The sequence below is a fragment of the Paenibacillus sp. FSL R7-0297 genome (assembly GCF_038009025.1).
Classification (GTDB): Bacteria; Bacillota; Bacilli; order Paenibacillales; family Paenibacillaceae; genus Paenibacillus_AQ.
Window position 1 is genome coordinate 1,140,978 of sequence record NZ_JBBPAQ010000001.1, and the last position, 14,656, is coordinate 1,155,633.

Below are 14,656 nucleotides of genomic sequence, written 5' to 3' on the forward strand. Positions count from 1 at the left end.
CTTTTTGCCGGGAAATGTGGTAGAACAGTAGTAGAAGTATACACCGCAGCGGCACAGAAAGGGATGCTTGATTGAATGTATGTAGTGTGTAAGGAACACGTAGAGCTGGCCATCGACAAATTTGTGGACGAGTACGAGGATGCACCCGATGTAGTGGATCTGAAGGAGACGGAGTTCTCGGACTGGGACCCGCCGGCGAAATGTGCGGAATGTGAGCAGAATGCGGAATATCTGGTGGTCTGAGGACTGCTGTAATTAAAAACACCCTGCAGCCGTGATGAAGGCTGCGGGGTGTTTTGGCGTTCCGGGTTCTGCAGGCGGATAGCTGCAGCAAGAGACCAAGGCAAAGTGCCTGCGGGAAAAAATAGCGTAAGCTTGTTAGGCGTCTGCGGCTTCCGCCATTTCGGCCAGCGTGCTGCTCTGGCTGCTGCGCCCATATATAAAGGCTGATACAATTGCGACGATTGCCGCAATGGATAATCCCCAGTAGATGTTGGAGTAAGCCGCTGAGAGCGGCAAGCCCCGCTGCCATTGCAGAGCGCTTGCGGCCATCGCCACGCTGAACGCTCCGCTGAAGAACTGCAGCAGCTGGAACAGCCCCATCCCGGAGCCGATCTGCGAGGAAGGCAGAATCCGCGAGATCTCATTTGATACACTGCTGGACAGGACGGTGAACGAGAGGCTCATAATCATGTAGACCAGCATGACGGCAACCCATGACTTCCCGGCGAACAAGGCGAATAGTACTGTTGCGGCCAGTACCAGGAACGGTGCGAAGCGCAGGATTCCGGCATTGCCGTAACGGTCAATGATCCGACCCACGGTGCGGGAGACGAAGATCGCGAGCAGTGAGCCGGGGAAAATTACCAGTCCGGCATGGCTGGCGCTGAAGCCGAAGCGGTGAACCAGAATCTGAGGCAGCAGGAACAAGGTGGCGAAGCTGCACAGGTAGGAGGCGACACCAACGAGGGCCAGCACGAGATAGGACCGGTTACGGAACAGCGCCGGCATCACGAATGGGTCAGGTGTGGTGCGGATGCGGCCGACAAACAAGGCAATGGCTACAAGTCCGGCGATCAGGGCAACCCACAGTCCGCTGGTCAGGAACAGCAGCAGACCGGTGGTGCCAGCGCCGAGGAACACACCGCCCAGGATGTCGAAGGAGCCGCGGGTAGGAACTTCCTTAGGGAGCAGGATCAGGAACAGCGGTACCAGGAGCAGAATCGCTGCGGTGACCGCGAACAGCCAGGTCCAGCCCAGATACTCCACAATGGAACCTCCGGCTACGGGCCCGAGTCCCAGACCCAGCGAGACGGCGGACATGATCGTTGCCATTGCTTTGCCGCGGCGGGCCTGCGGGACATAACGAGTGAACAGGACGAGCGATAAGGACATGACTGCGCCTGCTCCCGAAGCTTGCAGAATGCGCACAATAAGCAGGAAGATAAAGTTGGTGCTGAAGAAACCGGCCACGGCAGCAAGTCCTAGCGTAAGCAGCCCGATAACCAGCAGCCGGCGGATCGGCAGGAAGTCAGAGAGCCGGCTGTATGTGATTGAGGCAATAGAGAACATGATGGAATACCCGGTAACAATCCAGGAGGCGGATGCTGCTGTGATGCCGAAGGTCTCGGTCACATCAGGCAATGCCAGATTGAACATCGCTGTATTCATAATGACGAGAACAACAGCAACGCTGAATAACAGAGTAAGCAAACCTTCGCGCGGAAGAGTAGCTTCCGGAGCTGCGGTTGGAAAGTCTGTATTGTCCGCAGCTGTATGTGATGAGCTCATGGGTGGCCACTCCTTTATTAAAGTTATTGTATAGTTCGATTACTTACGAACTATTGAAATATAGCATGCGCTAATGTAAAATGCAATTAGGGAATAAAATATAAATATGAAGTAGGAAGATGAAATTTAAATTCATTTCTGTAATCCAAAGGAGTCTTACTTATGAAGCTGCTCCATCATCCGGACCGCAAGGACATTCAGCTCGCTTCCGTGCTCTATGCACTTAGTGATCCGGTCCGTTTATATGTAGTGTCGGAAATTCGCAAACATGGCGCCCAGGCCTGCAATAGCTTCAAGGTGCCGATTGCCAAGTCCACCCTGACTCATCATGCCCGGACGCTTCGCGAAGCGGGTGTTGTCTACACGCAGGCGCAGGGCACGCAGCGTATTCTGTCGCTGCGGACAGAGGATCTGGACGAGCGTTTTCCGGGGCTTCTGGATTCGGTGTTGAATGCTTATGAGATGTCTGAGCCGGGTGAGGGGTTCGGGGAGCCGGGGGAAGAGACAGAATAGCTACCATAAGGTAATTGCCGATTGAGTATAATAATAATTCATATACCCTATGCTTAACTGCCACTCCAGCGCCCTGGGGTGGTTTTTCTTTCCCATATATATGTATAGGAATCACAAGCGTTACCATTGACAAAATTGTGTCAAGTAAAGTAATATTTTAATTTATAATGATAATCATTCTCGATTAGAAAAGAGGCTTCAACACTATGTTTGCATCTAGAGGCAAGAGGTTGCTGCAAGGCCTGCTCGTATTATTGGCTATTTCTATGGTGGCAGCAGGCTGTTCAACGAATAATACGGGAAATTCATCGGACGCTGCAGGAGAGCAGAACGCCAAGACTATCACGATGGCGTGGCCCCGGGATATTGGACCGATGAATCCGCATTTGTATAATCCGTCTCAGCTGCTAGCCCAATCTATGATCTATGAGCCGCTAGTCAGTTATAAGGACGGGAAGATTGTCCCCACTCTGGCCGAGTCCTGGACGCTATCGCCTGAGGGCAAGGTATACACATTCAAGATCCGCAGTAACGTCAAATTCTCTGACGGCACGGCTTTTACCGCACAGCTTGTGAAGAGGAATATGGATGCAGTCCTGAATAATATGAAGATGCACACTTGGCTGGGGGTGATCCCGCTGATTGAGAAGACAGAAGCGCTTGATGATACTACGTTCCAGCTTACGCTGAAGGAGCCGTATTATCCGGCTTTGTATGATCTTGCGGTTGTACGGCCTGTACGTTTTCTTGGAGAGGCGGGCTTCCCTGAGGATGGCGATACGTCCAAGGGAGTGGCAAGTCCCATTGGAACCGGACCCTGGGTGCTTAGCACTTATAAGAAGGATGAATCTGCAACATTCACGCCGAATCCCTATTATTGGGGAGAGAAGCCCAAGGTAGATAAGGTGGTTGTGAAGGTTATTCCTGATGCGGAAACCCGTGTGCTGTCTTTCGAAAAAGGTGATCTAGACCTGATCTACGGCGAAGGATTGATTAGCTATGACGCATACAAACAGCTTGAGAGTGCCGGGAAGTACGTCACTAAGCTGTCTGATCCGATCGCAACCCGTAATCTGGTGCTGAATACCATGAACGGGAAACTGGCCGATCTTAAGGTTCGCCAAGCGCTTAGCATGGGCTTTGACAAGGAAGCGATGGTAGAAGGGGTAACGCTGGGACTGGAGGAAAAGGCAGACTATATCCTGCCTCCCAATCTGCCTTACGCCAATATTAAAGTGAGCCCTGTTAAGTATGATGTGGAGCAAGCGAACTCGCTTCTGGACGAGGCGGGCTGGAAGCTGGCTTCTGGTACAAACGTCCGGGAGAAGGATGGGGAGCCGCTTGAGCTGGAGCTAATCTATGACAAGGCGGATCTGACCCAGAAAGCAATGGCGGAGACCTTGCAGGCCGAATGGTCGGCAATAGGCGTTAACCTAAAGATCACGGGTGTAGAGCTGACCGTCTATATCCAGCGTAGAAAAGCCAATGAATTCGATATGAATTTCTACTCTACCTTCGGTGCGCCGTATGACCCGCATTCCTTCATGACAGCCGTTGTGCAGCAAGGCTTCGGGGTCTCAGATACACTGGCTGCCCTGCCGATGAAGGCCGAGATTGACAAGAAGATCAAGGAAGGCATGGCTACTACAGATGACCAAGCCCGTACCGAGTTGTTCGGCTCTGTTCTCACTACGTTGCAGGAACAATCCTCGATCCTTCCGATCTCCTACATCAAGCAGATTGCAGTGTACCAGAAGGATGTGACTGATTTCAATTTCCCGTCCAACCGGGATGAGTATCCATTGTACGGAATGGATAAGAAGTAGCCGGCTTTCGGGAGGGTTCCAATGGGCGTTTATATAGGAAAAAGAGTTCTATCCATCATTCCCATCATTCTGTTCTCCTCGTTTCTGATGTTTGTGATGATCCGGGTAGGGCCTGTGGACCCGGCTGAGGCCTATCTGGCTGCAGCCCATATCCATCCGGATGATGAAGTGCTGGCAGCCAAAAGGCATGAATTCGGGTTAGATCAGCCGCTGCTGGCTCAATACGTCCAGTCTGTGACCCGGCTTCTCCGGCTGGACTTCGGCAACTCCTATATTTCCAATATGCCGGTGTGGGAGGAAGTTGCACAGAAGCTGCCCGCGACCATTCAGCTTGCATCGGCCAGCATTCTTCTGGCACTGGTTGTCAGCATCCCGCTTGGGGTGCTGTCGGCTATCTACAAAAACCGGCTGGTGGATCACGTTATCCGGGGGTTTGCTTATATCGGTGCCTGTGTTCCCGTGTTCTGGATTGGATATCTGCTGATGTTCTTCATATCGGTCAAGCTCGAATGGCTTCCTGTAGAAGGCAGAGGGTCCTTACAGCACCTGATTCTTCCTTCCATCACCCTCGCGCTCTGGCTCATTGCCATCTACGCGCGTCTGCTGCGGACCACGGTCCTGGAGGAGCTGAAGGAGGCTTATGTCCGTTATGCCCGGGCCAGAGGGATCAAGGAACGTGTAATTCTGTATAAGTACGTGCTGAGAATTGCCATAGCGCCGCTAATTACAGGACTGGGCATGAATTTGGGGAAATTGCTGACAGGAGCGATTATCGTGGAGCAGGTATTCTCCTGGCCGGGGTTCGGCCGTTACTTCATTGAAGCGATCGTGAATCGCGATATTCCGGTGATTCAATGCTATGTGATGCTGTCCGTCTGTGTGATCGTCACGAGCAATCTGGCAGCAGATCTGCTCCAGCTGTTCCTGGACCCCCGGATTGCGCGTAAAGGGAGGGCCAGCTAAGGATGAGGTACTTAAGCAGTGGGTTCAAAGGCAGGAGGGTGATCGTCATCTGCGGCAGCCTCCTGATGCTATTTGGTCTTGCCGGTCTACTGGCTCCCTGGATTTCACCACATGACCCGGTACGGGTGAATCTGGCGATGAAGCTCAGTCCACCCTCGTGGGAATACCTGCTGGGCACAGATCAGCTTGGCCGGGACAATCTGTCCAGGCTACTGTATGGAACCCGGATATCGCTGGGCTTCGCTTCCCTTATTTTTGCAGCTTCCTTGGGGGTAGGGCTATTCGTCGGCGTAGTCTCAGGGTATACCGGCGGGTGGCTGGACGCTGTGCTTATGCGGCTGTGTGAAGGAATCATGTCTTTTCCGAGTATGATATTGGTCTTCGGCCTTATCGGGATACTGGGTCCGGGCCTGTCTCAATTAGTAATCGCTCTGATGCTGGTCCAATGGGTGTATTACGCCCGGATGTTTCGTAATATGATAGTCAGCCTGAAGGAACGGAATTTCATTACGGCAGCGCGCATCAGCGGCTCCTCCTCATGGCAGATTATGAGACGGCACCTCATTCCCAACATTCTGCCTTCCATTGTGGTGATCGGTACCCTGGAGATGGGCTGGGCGATTATGGATATCTCCGCCATGTCCTTTCTTGGACTGGGAGTCCAGGCTCCTACACCGGAATGGGGGGCTATGCTGAACGAGGGGAAATCCTTCATCCGCAATCACCCGCAGCTGATGCTCTATCCGGGCCTGATGATTATCATGGTTGTAGCGTCGTTTAATCTGCTTGGCGAAGCATTGTCTGAGCGGTATGGTGTAAAAAGAGGCTCCTAGAAAAAGGAATGAGCGAATCATGGAACAATCGGAATATGTGCTGCAGGTGAAGGGTCTGAAAGTATCTGTGGAGACAGCGGCGGGAATTCTGCCCCTTGTAGAGGATGTTCACTTTAATCTGAAGCCGGGGCATGTCCTTGGTCTTGTGGGAGGGAGCGGCAGCGGAAAAACTGTTACGTCGTTAGCACTCCTGCAGATGCTTGAACGGCAGACAAGCGTGATTGAAGGCAGTATCCGGTTACATAACCGTGAGCTGAACGGGCTTCCGGAGAAGGAGATGCGCGGGCTTCGCGGTAGCCAGCTGGCTCTGATCATGCAGAATCCGATGACGGCATTCTCTCCGGTGTACACTATTGGTGTGCAAATGATAGAAGCGATCCGTACGCACAGTAAGCTGGGTAAAAAAGAGGCTAGAGAAGAGGCGATCCGCTCCATGGCCGGTGTGAATCTGCCCGATCCTGCAGCGCTGCTGGGCAAGTATCCGTTTGAGCTGAGCGGGGGCATGCTGCAGCGGGTGATGCTGGCCTTAACGATGTGCTTGAAACCGTCCGTGATCATTGCCGATGAGCCTACTACGGCGCTGGATGTGACGAATCAGCTCCAGGTGCTACGGCAGTTGGACCGGATGCGGCAGGAGCATGGAACCGCCATTCTGCTGATCTCCCATGACCTCGGCGTGATTGCGGAGCTGGCCGATGAGGTTGCTGTCATGCAGCAGGGGCGAATAGTGGAGCAGGCCGGGTGTTATGAGATATTTGACCATCCCCGGCATGAATATACCCGGGAGCTGCTCGCTGCGAGGCCCACGCTTCAGCTCAGCCCGCAGCCAGGTAGCCGCCTATGATCGGAATAGAGGCGGAATACATGCTTGAGGTCAAGGCTGTTACCCATACTTATACATCCCGCCTGTGGAGACGTTCCGAAGTGACAGACCCTGTGCTGTCCCGCGTGTCGCTTCATATTGAAGAGGGAACATGCCTGGGACTGCTGGGATCGAGCGGAGCGGGCAAAAGCACACTGGGCCGGGTCATTCTAGGACTGGAAAAACCCCGGGAGGGAGAAGTGCGGTTCCAGGGACAGGATCTGTATAAGCTGGACCCCAAGATGCGCAGGGCGATCCGCCGGGACCTCCAGGTGGTATTCCAGGATTGTTATTCTGCGGTGAACCCCCGGATGACAGCGGAGCAGATCATTGGCGAGCCATTGCACAATTATGAGACCTTAACGGTCCAGGAGCAGAAGCGGGCGGTCGGAGAGCTGCTGGAGTGTGTCGGACTCAGCGCTGCAGACATGAAGAAGCAGCCCTTCCAGTTCAGTGGAGGGCAGCTGCAGCGGATCAATATCGCCAGGGCGATTGCTCTGAAGCCTAAGCTAATCGTGCTGGATGAGGCGGTAAGCAGTCTGGATATGATTAATAGGGCGAATATTTTGCGGCTGCTGGATGACCTTCGGGCTACGTTTGGCTTGTCGTATCTGTTTATTACCCACGATATTAGAGCAGCCTATATGATCTCAGACGCACTGGCTGTCATGGAGAAGGGCGAGATTGTGGAATATAACGCAAGCAAAGAGCAATTCCTGCGGTCATCCCATCCCGCCGTTCGAGGCTTGCTAGATTCTATGCTTGCAGATCACCCGCGTAACCGGCACAGGAATCTGCCCGTGGACTCCGTAACCTAACGATAGTAATCCGGTGAGCAATGAGGGGACTACAGTGTCTCCTCATTGCTCACCGTTTTGGTGTGGAATAAGCTCCTTATAAGACCCGTTCGCCTCCTTCAGCACCTCCGCTCCGCCCGCAGACATGAACTCCTCCACGAATTCCCCGAATTCCTCCAGCGGGCGTTCCCCGGTAATGAAGGCAATGTAGGCCTGGTCTCTTAGCTTGATAAGCCCGGCACTGTTCCTGATAAGAGAAGGGGTGGCCACTTCAAGGGCATTATAGATGCCGTCGTGATCCAGTCCCAAGGTAGACGCCCACTGATCCCTGCGGTCTGAAGGAATGACAGGCAGGGTCATGCCGATATTGGCACCGATGGTATTCTGATAGCTGAACATCCGGTTATACGGGGGCAGCAGGATGATGTCCTTCTTGCCCGCTCCCGCCCAGGCCCAATGGGTTCCCTGAAGGCCGTATTGCATGGCAGTCGCTTCATCCGGATCCGGATTAGCGCTGACGTAGTCCAGCATCTGCAGAAGGGTCTCCAGCTTGCCGGGCTCTTGGACAGCTTCCGCGCCAATGGCGGTGAAGCTCATCAGCATATCGTAGGCTTTGGAGCCGCGTTTGCCGTCAGGACCGCTAACAGGCCGGCCGAATACGATCTTAGCCTGCGGATTCTTGGCAGTTAACTCCTTCACGTTAAACGTGGCTTCTGCCGGAACCAGCCTGGCTGTCTTCTGGTCATCCAGGCTCCAGTCTAAATAATCCCCATCCTGAACCCAGTGATAATAATTACCCATGGAGGTCATGCCGATCCGCCCTTTGATGAAGGCATGAGACAGATGCTTATAGCCTCCGCTGTTCTCCCCGGTGATGAACTCCGGATCAATGACCCCGTCGCGGTACCATTTGCGAAGATAGTACAGAGCCTTCTTCATGTCCGGCTCCAGGGCGCCAATGACCAGATCCTGACCCTTCCGGCTGAAGTAGAGCTGATCTGTAAAGACCATCTGCCCGAACGCGCCGAAGACGACATTCATTCCTTCCAGCGATAACCCGTAGGTGTCCCGAATGCCGTTGCCGTCCGGGTCCTGGTTCGCAAAGGCATAGATGACCTTCTCGAAATCGGCCAGGGTCTCTGGCACCGTAAGGCTGAGCTTATCCAGCCAATCCTGGCGGTAGACTACGGGGACCCGATAGATATTGGTAGGGTTGATGACCGGAATTCCATAATAGGACCCGTTAATACGGCCATAATCCTGGTATGCGGGTGCATACTCACGGATGGCCTTAAGAATATTGGGGGCGTAGGTGTTCAGCAGGTCTTCGGGGATTGCGACGAGCAGGCCCTGCTGCTGATATTTCAGCAGATCCTGAGTCTGCCGGACCCGGAACAAGTCGGGAATGTGGCCTTGAACCAGCTTCAGATCGAGCAGCGACTCATAGTTATTGTTCGCCAGATTCCAGAAATCCAGATCTACATTGAACTTCTGCTCCAGAATCCGGACCATCACCGCATCCTCAGCGACAGGCAGATTCTGGTGCATGGTCCAGGAGATCTTGAACTTCGGGACGTCAGCAGCAGCCTCCTGTGGTCCGGGCTCTTGCAGGTGTGAAGCAGGGGGCTGTCCGTCGCAGCCGCTGATCAGTCCCCAGAGAAGCAAGAGTGCAGGTGAGATAATGAAGGCGGTATAACGCCGGAGTCTGCTTGCAATCATAAGTCACCTCCTTAACTTAAACTAATCTCTGCCTGCGGCGGCTGTAATGTATTCACGGTGCGCAAGTAATTCCCCGGCGTACAGCCGTAGATTTCCTTGAACCGCTTGATAAAGTAAGCTGTAGTTCCATAGCCGACGCTAGTGGCAACCTGTTCGATAGACATGTTGTTGTTCTCAATCAGCAGCTTGGCCTGTTCCATCCGCCTGCCGGTGATATAGTCGGTGTAGGTGATTCCCAGCTCTTCCTTAAACAGCTTGCTTAGATACTTAGGGCTGATAAAGACCTTGGAAGCTACGACATCCAGGGACAGATCTTCAGGCAGATGCTTCCCGATATATTCCTTGGCCGCTTCAATAGCCGACAACGCGCGGTCACTGTTCCGCTTCTCCGTATCGGCAATGAAGGTGCTGATGGACGCGTCGAACCATTCCTGGAAATGCCGGATATCCGCAAGGGCAATATACTCGTTGTAGAGGTCCAGATGCCCGTGAAGGACAGGGGTATAGCGGACGCTTTTCAGAACATCGGAATACATGAAGACGGTATTTGCCAGAATGAAGTGGCAATAGTCCGCAGGGTAACTGCCTTCCCGCATAGCCGCTACCAATTGCTCCAGGGCTGCCAGGGCCTCCTCCAGCTGGCGGGTCTGCAATTTATCTTTGAACCTGGCAAGGACAGGTTGCGGAAGCTCCTCAAGACTATGGTCCTTCTCCAGAAGAGCCCGATCCTTCAAGACGGTTATCTCCGGCAAAAAGTAAGCATATTTCATTAATGTCTGTGCTTCGGTATAGCTGTGATGGAGACGGCGGATGTCATCCACCCAGCAGCCCCGGGAGAGCTGAATCCCGATCTGAAACTGTTTGCGGGTCTCCGTCACGATAAGTTCCGAGAGCTGATCAAGGAGAATCCCGGAGGCTTCGCGTGTACCGAGGATTACAATAAGCTGCTTGTCCGGAAGCTCTTCAGCGATAATCCGGCTTCCCGGCAGCCGAATCTCCTCAAGCCCTTCGATGATTCCGGTCATTGCCGTTTGCATCCCGCTTAGACTCATGTGGGTATAAGCTCCCCGCGTATTCAAGAGCAGGCAGCAGTAACGGGTATGCTCCGGCGACAGTCCCAGGAATTCTGGATCTCCGGTCACCTTAGCCTGAGGAGGGGTGCCCTGAAGGAGATTCATGATGATATTCTGCCGGATATGCGGACTGCTGGCCAGCAGGGTGTCCTCCAGACTGCTGACTTTATCGTTCAACCGGGTGAAGGCAGAGTCAATCAGGTTAAATTCGTTAATCGCCGGACCGGGCGCAGAACCGGAGAGATCCTTAATCGTCCGGAGCAGCCGTTTGACCGGGCTGTAATTTATTTTGGCCAGGATTCCAGACAAACCGATTCCCACCAAGAGGGCGAACAGGCAAAGGGACAGGATGAGCCGCTGGACAACCCCCCATTTCTCATAAAAGAGGTCCGCCGGGGAAGCGTTGAAGAGCTTCCAGCCGGTTGATGGCAGATCCTGATAGGAAATAACGTAAGCGCTGCCGCTGATCTCCTGGCTTAAGCTCCCGGATGTCTCTGGAGAGGCTAACGCATTAGCAATGCTGGCAGCATAGGTGCCTGCCTGGTCCACCGCATCCTGATGAGAGCCGGCAAGAATCCTTCCGGATTGCGTGGCAATAAAGCTGGTCTGGTCCCGGGCAGGCATCATATTCAGCAGGATATCACGTACCGCACTCTCCTTCAGGTCAATGGCGATCAGCAGCTCACTGTCGGCACCGGAGGAACGAAAAGGATAGCTATGCGCATAGGTAATCAACGGGCTCCCGCTGCCGCCGGGAATGCTGGACACAATATCTTCCGGGACGAAGCGGGCCTCTGTCCACAGGTTGTTACGGGGATTACGCTTCATTCCATTTACCCAATCACTCCAGTAGGCAGACCCGGCTCCTTGATCAGCATTGAATTTCAGCCCGTATAGCGAGGAGAGCAGGATGTGCTCCCGTGGGGCATACAGATGTACAGCTTGGATCAAGTCCGAATTACTCGCCACTTGCGCGCTCAGCATATCCTGGAGACTGCTCACTTTGCTGAGGTTCGATGGAAGAGAAGCATCGGGTAACAGACCGAGCGCTGCCTGCTGGTTCAGTGAGATCTCCAGATAGATCTGCTGAACCCGCTCAAGTACGGAGGTTTCTATGGTTCTGGCTGTATTCTCAAGGATAAGCTGGTTGCGGCTCTGGAGCTCTTCCTTATAATGGTTCGAGAAATAAAGATAGAAGGCAGAGCAGAGCAAGAAGACAATGATTAGCACAACAGAGATGTATGAAGCGGCTAAGGCGGCAAAGGCAGAGTTCCATTTTCGCAAGATGTATTCCCCTCCCAGGCGGATTATACACTAGCCCCTAACAGGTCTGTTCGGGATTCATGTTAAATCAATGTTAAATGGCCGGAAATGGTCGAATTGTTCCCAAAATCATAGAATTGCGAAATTGTCTTATTGAGCGGCGGCGGAGGCTAGTGCTATATTGAGTCCGATTCAGGCAATCAATATAATAAGATAGGGGCTGACACATTGAACTTGAAGTCGAAAAGAAAGCTGTTGTCTGTTACGGCAGGTCTGGTACTCCTCACGAATTCGATCGTGGTACATCCTGCAGAGGCGGCCACCGGTAATTCAACAACCGGGCTGCCGGCTGCTCCGGCATGGGGGCATTTCGTAGATACCTATAAGAATAACACACCTGTGAATATGGCGGTGTATTCCAACCCCTCGATCGGTGTACTCTCCGGCTTCCTGGACCTCTGGACACCAGGCACCTCCTGGGATAACGGGAAGATGAAGAACAGCAGTGTGCTGGATTACAACATTCAATATGTAGCTGATCTGGCAAAGACCCGAACTCCGGCAGAGGAGCAGGCGGCTTATTACGATGACCGGAGAGGCCAGACCTATGGAGCGGTTGACGGTCTTGGTTCGTTGTCTGAGGTCTACCGCGCTATGTCAGGGACTTACACCACCATTACCAGCATCCCGGATGATGCCACGTCCGTGAAATACAATGACGGCAATGATAGCAACAAGGGCGGCGATTCCGATTCCAAATTGGGCAAAATGGTTGACCTGATCGGGATCATCCGCGGCAATTATGCTTCAACGAGCCAGGCCAAGAATTTCTACAGCTACAAGCGTCCGTTCCGCTGGAAGGATACTTCCATCATCGTGCCAACACTGGTGCCAGCGATGAGCAATACCCCTGCCAAGGACGGCGGCTTCCCGAGCGGTCATACCAATGCTTCCTATCTGGCCGCCTTGTCACTCGCTTACGCGGTGCCGGAGCGATTCCAGGAGCTGATGACCCGGGCCTCGGAGATGGGGAACAACCGGATTGTGGCCGGGATGCACTCTCCCTTGGATGTAATGGGGGGACGAGTAACAGCAATGGCCTTTGCCGCGGGAGCTCTGACGGACCCGGATAATGCGGCGCTGAAGCAGGCGGCTTACACTCAGGCCCATGAAGTGCTGCTTACACAGACAGGTACAGCAGAAGACCGGTTCACGGATTATGCGAAGAATAAGGCCCAGTATACGCAGCGGCTGACCTACGGCTTCCCGCAGATTCACTCCACGACTGAGCCTGCCGTTGCCCCCAAGGGAGCGGAAGTCTTGCTGGAGACCCGACTGCCTTACCTGAGTGCAGATCAGCGTAGAGCAGTTCTCGTAACAACGGCTCTCCCATCTGGATATCCGGTGCTGGATGATCCGGAAGGCTGGGGTCGGCTGAACCTGTTCGCGGCGGCTGACGGGTACGGTGCATTCGCTGAGCATGTAACGGTAACCATGGACGCTGCTGAAGGAGGCTTCCATGCGGCAGACCGCTGGCGGAATGATATCTCCGGGACGGGCGGACTGACCAAGGAGGGTACAGGCACGCTTAAGCTGGCGGGGAGTAACACTTATTCCGGCGGTACAGAGGTGAATGCAGGGATTCTTGAAGGAGATTCGGCTACAGCCTTCGGCAGCGGCAATGTGATGAATACCCGCGGTTCTGTAGTAGAGAATGTCTACGGTGCAATGGTAATCGGCGGCAGCTTCACCCAGGCCTCCGAAGGGACACTTGTATTGAACCTTACCGGAGCAAACGATGTCCTTGAGGTTAAGGGCGCGGTGAAGGCGGACGGGAAGCTGAAGGTAAACTTGATGAACAGCTACGTTCCAGGCAGCGGCCTGATTCCGCTCATTACGCATGGTGAGAGCCAACGCAGCGGGCAGTTTACTTCTGTGCAGGTTGAAGGACTGCTGAGCAAATATACCGCTCAAGTCGTCTACCTGAGCAATCAGATTGCGCTTAGTATTACAGATACGACAAGCGGCGGGAACCCGAGTTCCGGTGGTGGAACTGGCGGCGGCAATCCGGGCGGAACGCCGGGGACTCCGGCTGGAAATACCGGAACGGTACCAGGGACCACCGGTACAACACCAGGCAACGGCAGCACTACTCCTACTGAACCGGAGAAACAGCCACAGAGCGGAGTCAATCCGTTCCAGTCCGGAATTGTCAGCCGCGAGACAGTATACAAGACCGTAACTGAAGCCATTGCGGCTACGAAGAATCAGAGCATCAGCTTCAAGGACACCGCAGGCCACTGGGGCAGCAGCACCATTGCTACAGCCGTGAAGCTGCAGATCATCAGCGGCTATGCGGACGGCTCCTTCCGGCCGGATGCACCAGTGACAAGAGCCGAATTCACGGCGATGATCGCCCGCTCCTTCGGGCTGGGCACTCAGCCGGCTGCGGCTACCTTCCGTGATGCCACCTCCCATTGGGCGGCGGGTTATATCGGTGCCTTGGCGGATAAAGGAATCGTAACCGGCTATGCCGACGGCAGCTTCAAACCGGGTGCGACTATCACCCGTGCCGAGATGGTAACGATTATTGGCCGGGTGCTGGATCTGGGTGCGCTTCAGACCGGCACACCGGTAAGCTTCACGGATGTCAGCCGCAGCTACTGGGCGGCTGACGCCATTCGCCAGGCCGCTGCGGCTAATCTGGTGAACGGAATATCTACTACGGCGTTCGCTCCACGCAGCGTTGCAACCCGCGCCGAAGCTGTGACCCTGGTTATCCGCGCGCTGGAGAGCGACAGCTCGATTAAGGCATTGATAGAGGGGTTGTAGGTAGCTGTGTAAGAAGCATAATGCACAAGCTGCCGCATCAGAGGGCCATCCGTTAAGGATGGTCCTCCTTGACGTTCATCAAGCTATAGCATTGAACGGGAGCAAAGTGAAATTTGAATGTTATGGAGAGGCATATGATAAAATACAGGGGATAGAGAGCAAAATCCTAAATGAAGCGGAAGCA

At 54.0% G+C, this 14,656-nt stretch carries 11 protein-coding genes; 8 read left to right on the forward strand and 3 right to left on the reverse strand.

Annotation, left to right across the window (positions count from 1 at the left end; all coding sequences use genetic code 11):
• The first annotated feature begins 75 nt into the window (after positions 1–75).
• Positions 76–243, forward strand: coding sequence for a CxxH/CxxC protein (locus MKZ24_RS04905; RefSeq protein WP_063776434.1), 168 nt, complete (start codon positions 76–78; stop codon positions 241–243).
• Between the two features lie 135 nt (positions 244–378).
• On the opposite strand, the gene MKZ24_RS04910 is transcribed toward MKZ24_RS04905, so the two are convergent.
• Positions 379–1,791, reverse strand: coding sequence for an MFS transporter (locus MKZ24_RS04910; protein ID WP_340781508.1), 1,413 nt, complete (start codon positions 1,789–1,791; stop codon positions 379–381).
• A 162-nt stretch (positions 1,792–1,953) separates the two neighbouring features.
• Here MKZ24_RS04910 and MKZ24_RS04915 point away from each other — a divergent pair, with 162 nt between their 5' ends.
• From MKZ24_RS04915 to nikE, 6 genes are all read left to right on the forward strand, one after another.
• Positions 1,954–2,304 (forward strand): ArsR/SmtB family transcription factor, encoded by a 351-nt coding sequence (locus MKZ24_RS04915; RefSeq protein ID WP_042241165.1) that lies wholly within the window; start codon positions 1,954–1,956, stop codon positions 2,302–2,304.
• A gap of 206 nt (positions 2,305–2,510) precedes the next feature.
• Positions 2,511–4,130 (forward strand): nickel ABC transporter substrate-binding protein, encoded by a 1,620-nt coding sequence (gene nikA, locus MKZ24_RS04920; protein WP_340781510.1) that lies wholly within the window; start codon positions 2,511–2,513, stop codon positions 4,128–4,130.
• A 21-nt stretch (positions 4,131–4,151) separates the two neighbouring features.
• Positions 4,152–5,093: a nickel ABC transporter permease gene (gene nikB / locus MKZ24_RS04925; RefSeq protein WP_340781513.1), complete on the forward strand. Its 942-nt coding sequence runs from the start codon at positions 4,152–4,154 to the stop codon at positions 5,091–5,093.
• Positions 5,094–5,095: 2 nt separating this feature from the next.
• The gene (gene nikC / locus MKZ24_RS04930) at positions 5,096–5,926 is read left to right on the forward strand and encodes a nickel ABC transporter permease subunit NikC (RefSeq protein WP_340781515.1); all 831 of its coding nucleotides are present in this window, start codon (positions 5,096–5,098) and stop codon (positions 5,924–5,926) included.
• Between the two features lie 19 nt (positions 5,927–5,945).
• Positions 5,946–6,770, forward strand: coding sequence for an ABC transporter ATP-binding protein (locus tag MKZ24_RS04935; protein WP_340781517.1), 825 nt, complete (start codon positions 5,946–5,948; stop codon positions 6,768–6,770).
• 20 nt (positions 6,771–6,790) lie between these two features.
• Positions 6,791–7,606, forward strand: a complete 816-nt coding sequence (gene nikE / locus MKZ24_RS04940) for a nickel import ATP-binding protein NikE (RefSeq protein ID WP_340790053.1) — start codon at positions 6,791–6,793, stop codon at positions 7,604–7,606.
• Between the two features lie 42 nt (positions 7,607–7,648).
• Here nikE and MKZ24_RS04945 read toward each other — a convergent pair whose 3' ends face one another.
• The gene (locus MKZ24_RS04945; RefSeq protein WP_340781520.1) at positions 7,649–9,304 is read right to left on the reverse strand and encodes an ABC transporter substrate-binding protein; all 1,656 of its coding nucleotides are present in this window, start codon (positions 9,302–9,304) and stop codon (positions 7,649–7,651) included.
• An 11-nt stretch (positions 9,305–9,315) separates the two neighbouring features.
• Complete coding sequence (locus MKZ24_RS04950) at positions 9,316–11,661, reverse strand: AraC family transcriptional regulator (RefSeq protein ID WP_340781523.1); 2,346 nt, start codon at positions 11,659–11,661, stop codon at positions 9,316–9,318.
• 207 nt (positions 11,662–11,868) lie between these two features.
• Here MKZ24_RS04950 and MKZ24_RS04955 point away from each other — a divergent pair, with 207 nt between their 5' ends.
• Entirely contained in the window at positions 11,869–14,472 is a 2,604-nt protein-coding gene (locus MKZ24_RS04955) for an S-layer homology domain-containing protein (protein ID WP_340781524.1), read from the forward strand.
• The last annotated feature ends 184 nt before the right edge of the window (positions 14,473–14,656 follow it).

Coding starts and splice junctions, on each gene's coding strand:
- MKZ24_RS04910 (WP_340781508.1), bottom strand. CDS start 1,791: ATGAGCTCATCACATACAGCTGCGGACAATACAGACTTTCCAACCGCA.
- MKZ24_RS04945 (WP_340781520.1), bottom strand. CDS start 9,304: ATGATTGCAAGCAGACTCCGGCGTTATACCGCCTTCATTATCTCACCT.
- nikC (WP_340781515.1), top strand. CDS start 5,096: ATGAGGTACTTAAGCAGTGGGTTCAAAGGCAGGAGGGTGATCGTCATC.
- nikE (WP_340790053.1), top strand. CDS start 6,791: ATGCTTGAGGTCAAGGCTGTTACCCATACTTATACATCCCGCCTGTGG.
- MKZ24_RS04905 (WP_063776434.1), top strand. CDS start 76: ATGTATGTAGTGTGTAAGGAACACGTAGAGCTGGCCATCGACAAATTT.
- nikA (WP_340781510.1), top strand. CDS start 2,511: ATGTTTGCATCTAGAGGCAAGAGGTTGCTGCAAGGCCTGCTCGTATTA.
- MKZ24_RS04935 (WP_340781517.1), top strand. CDS start 5,946: ATGGAACAATCGGAATATGTGCTGCAGGTGAAGGGTCTGAAAGTATCT.
- MKZ24_RS04915 (WP_042241165.1), top strand. CDS start 1,954: ATGAAGCTGCTCCATCATCCGGACCGCAAGGACATTCAGCTCGCTTCC.
- nikB (WP_340781513.1), top strand. CDS start 4,152: ATGGGCGTTTATATAGGAAAAAGAGTTCTATCCATCATTCCCATCATT.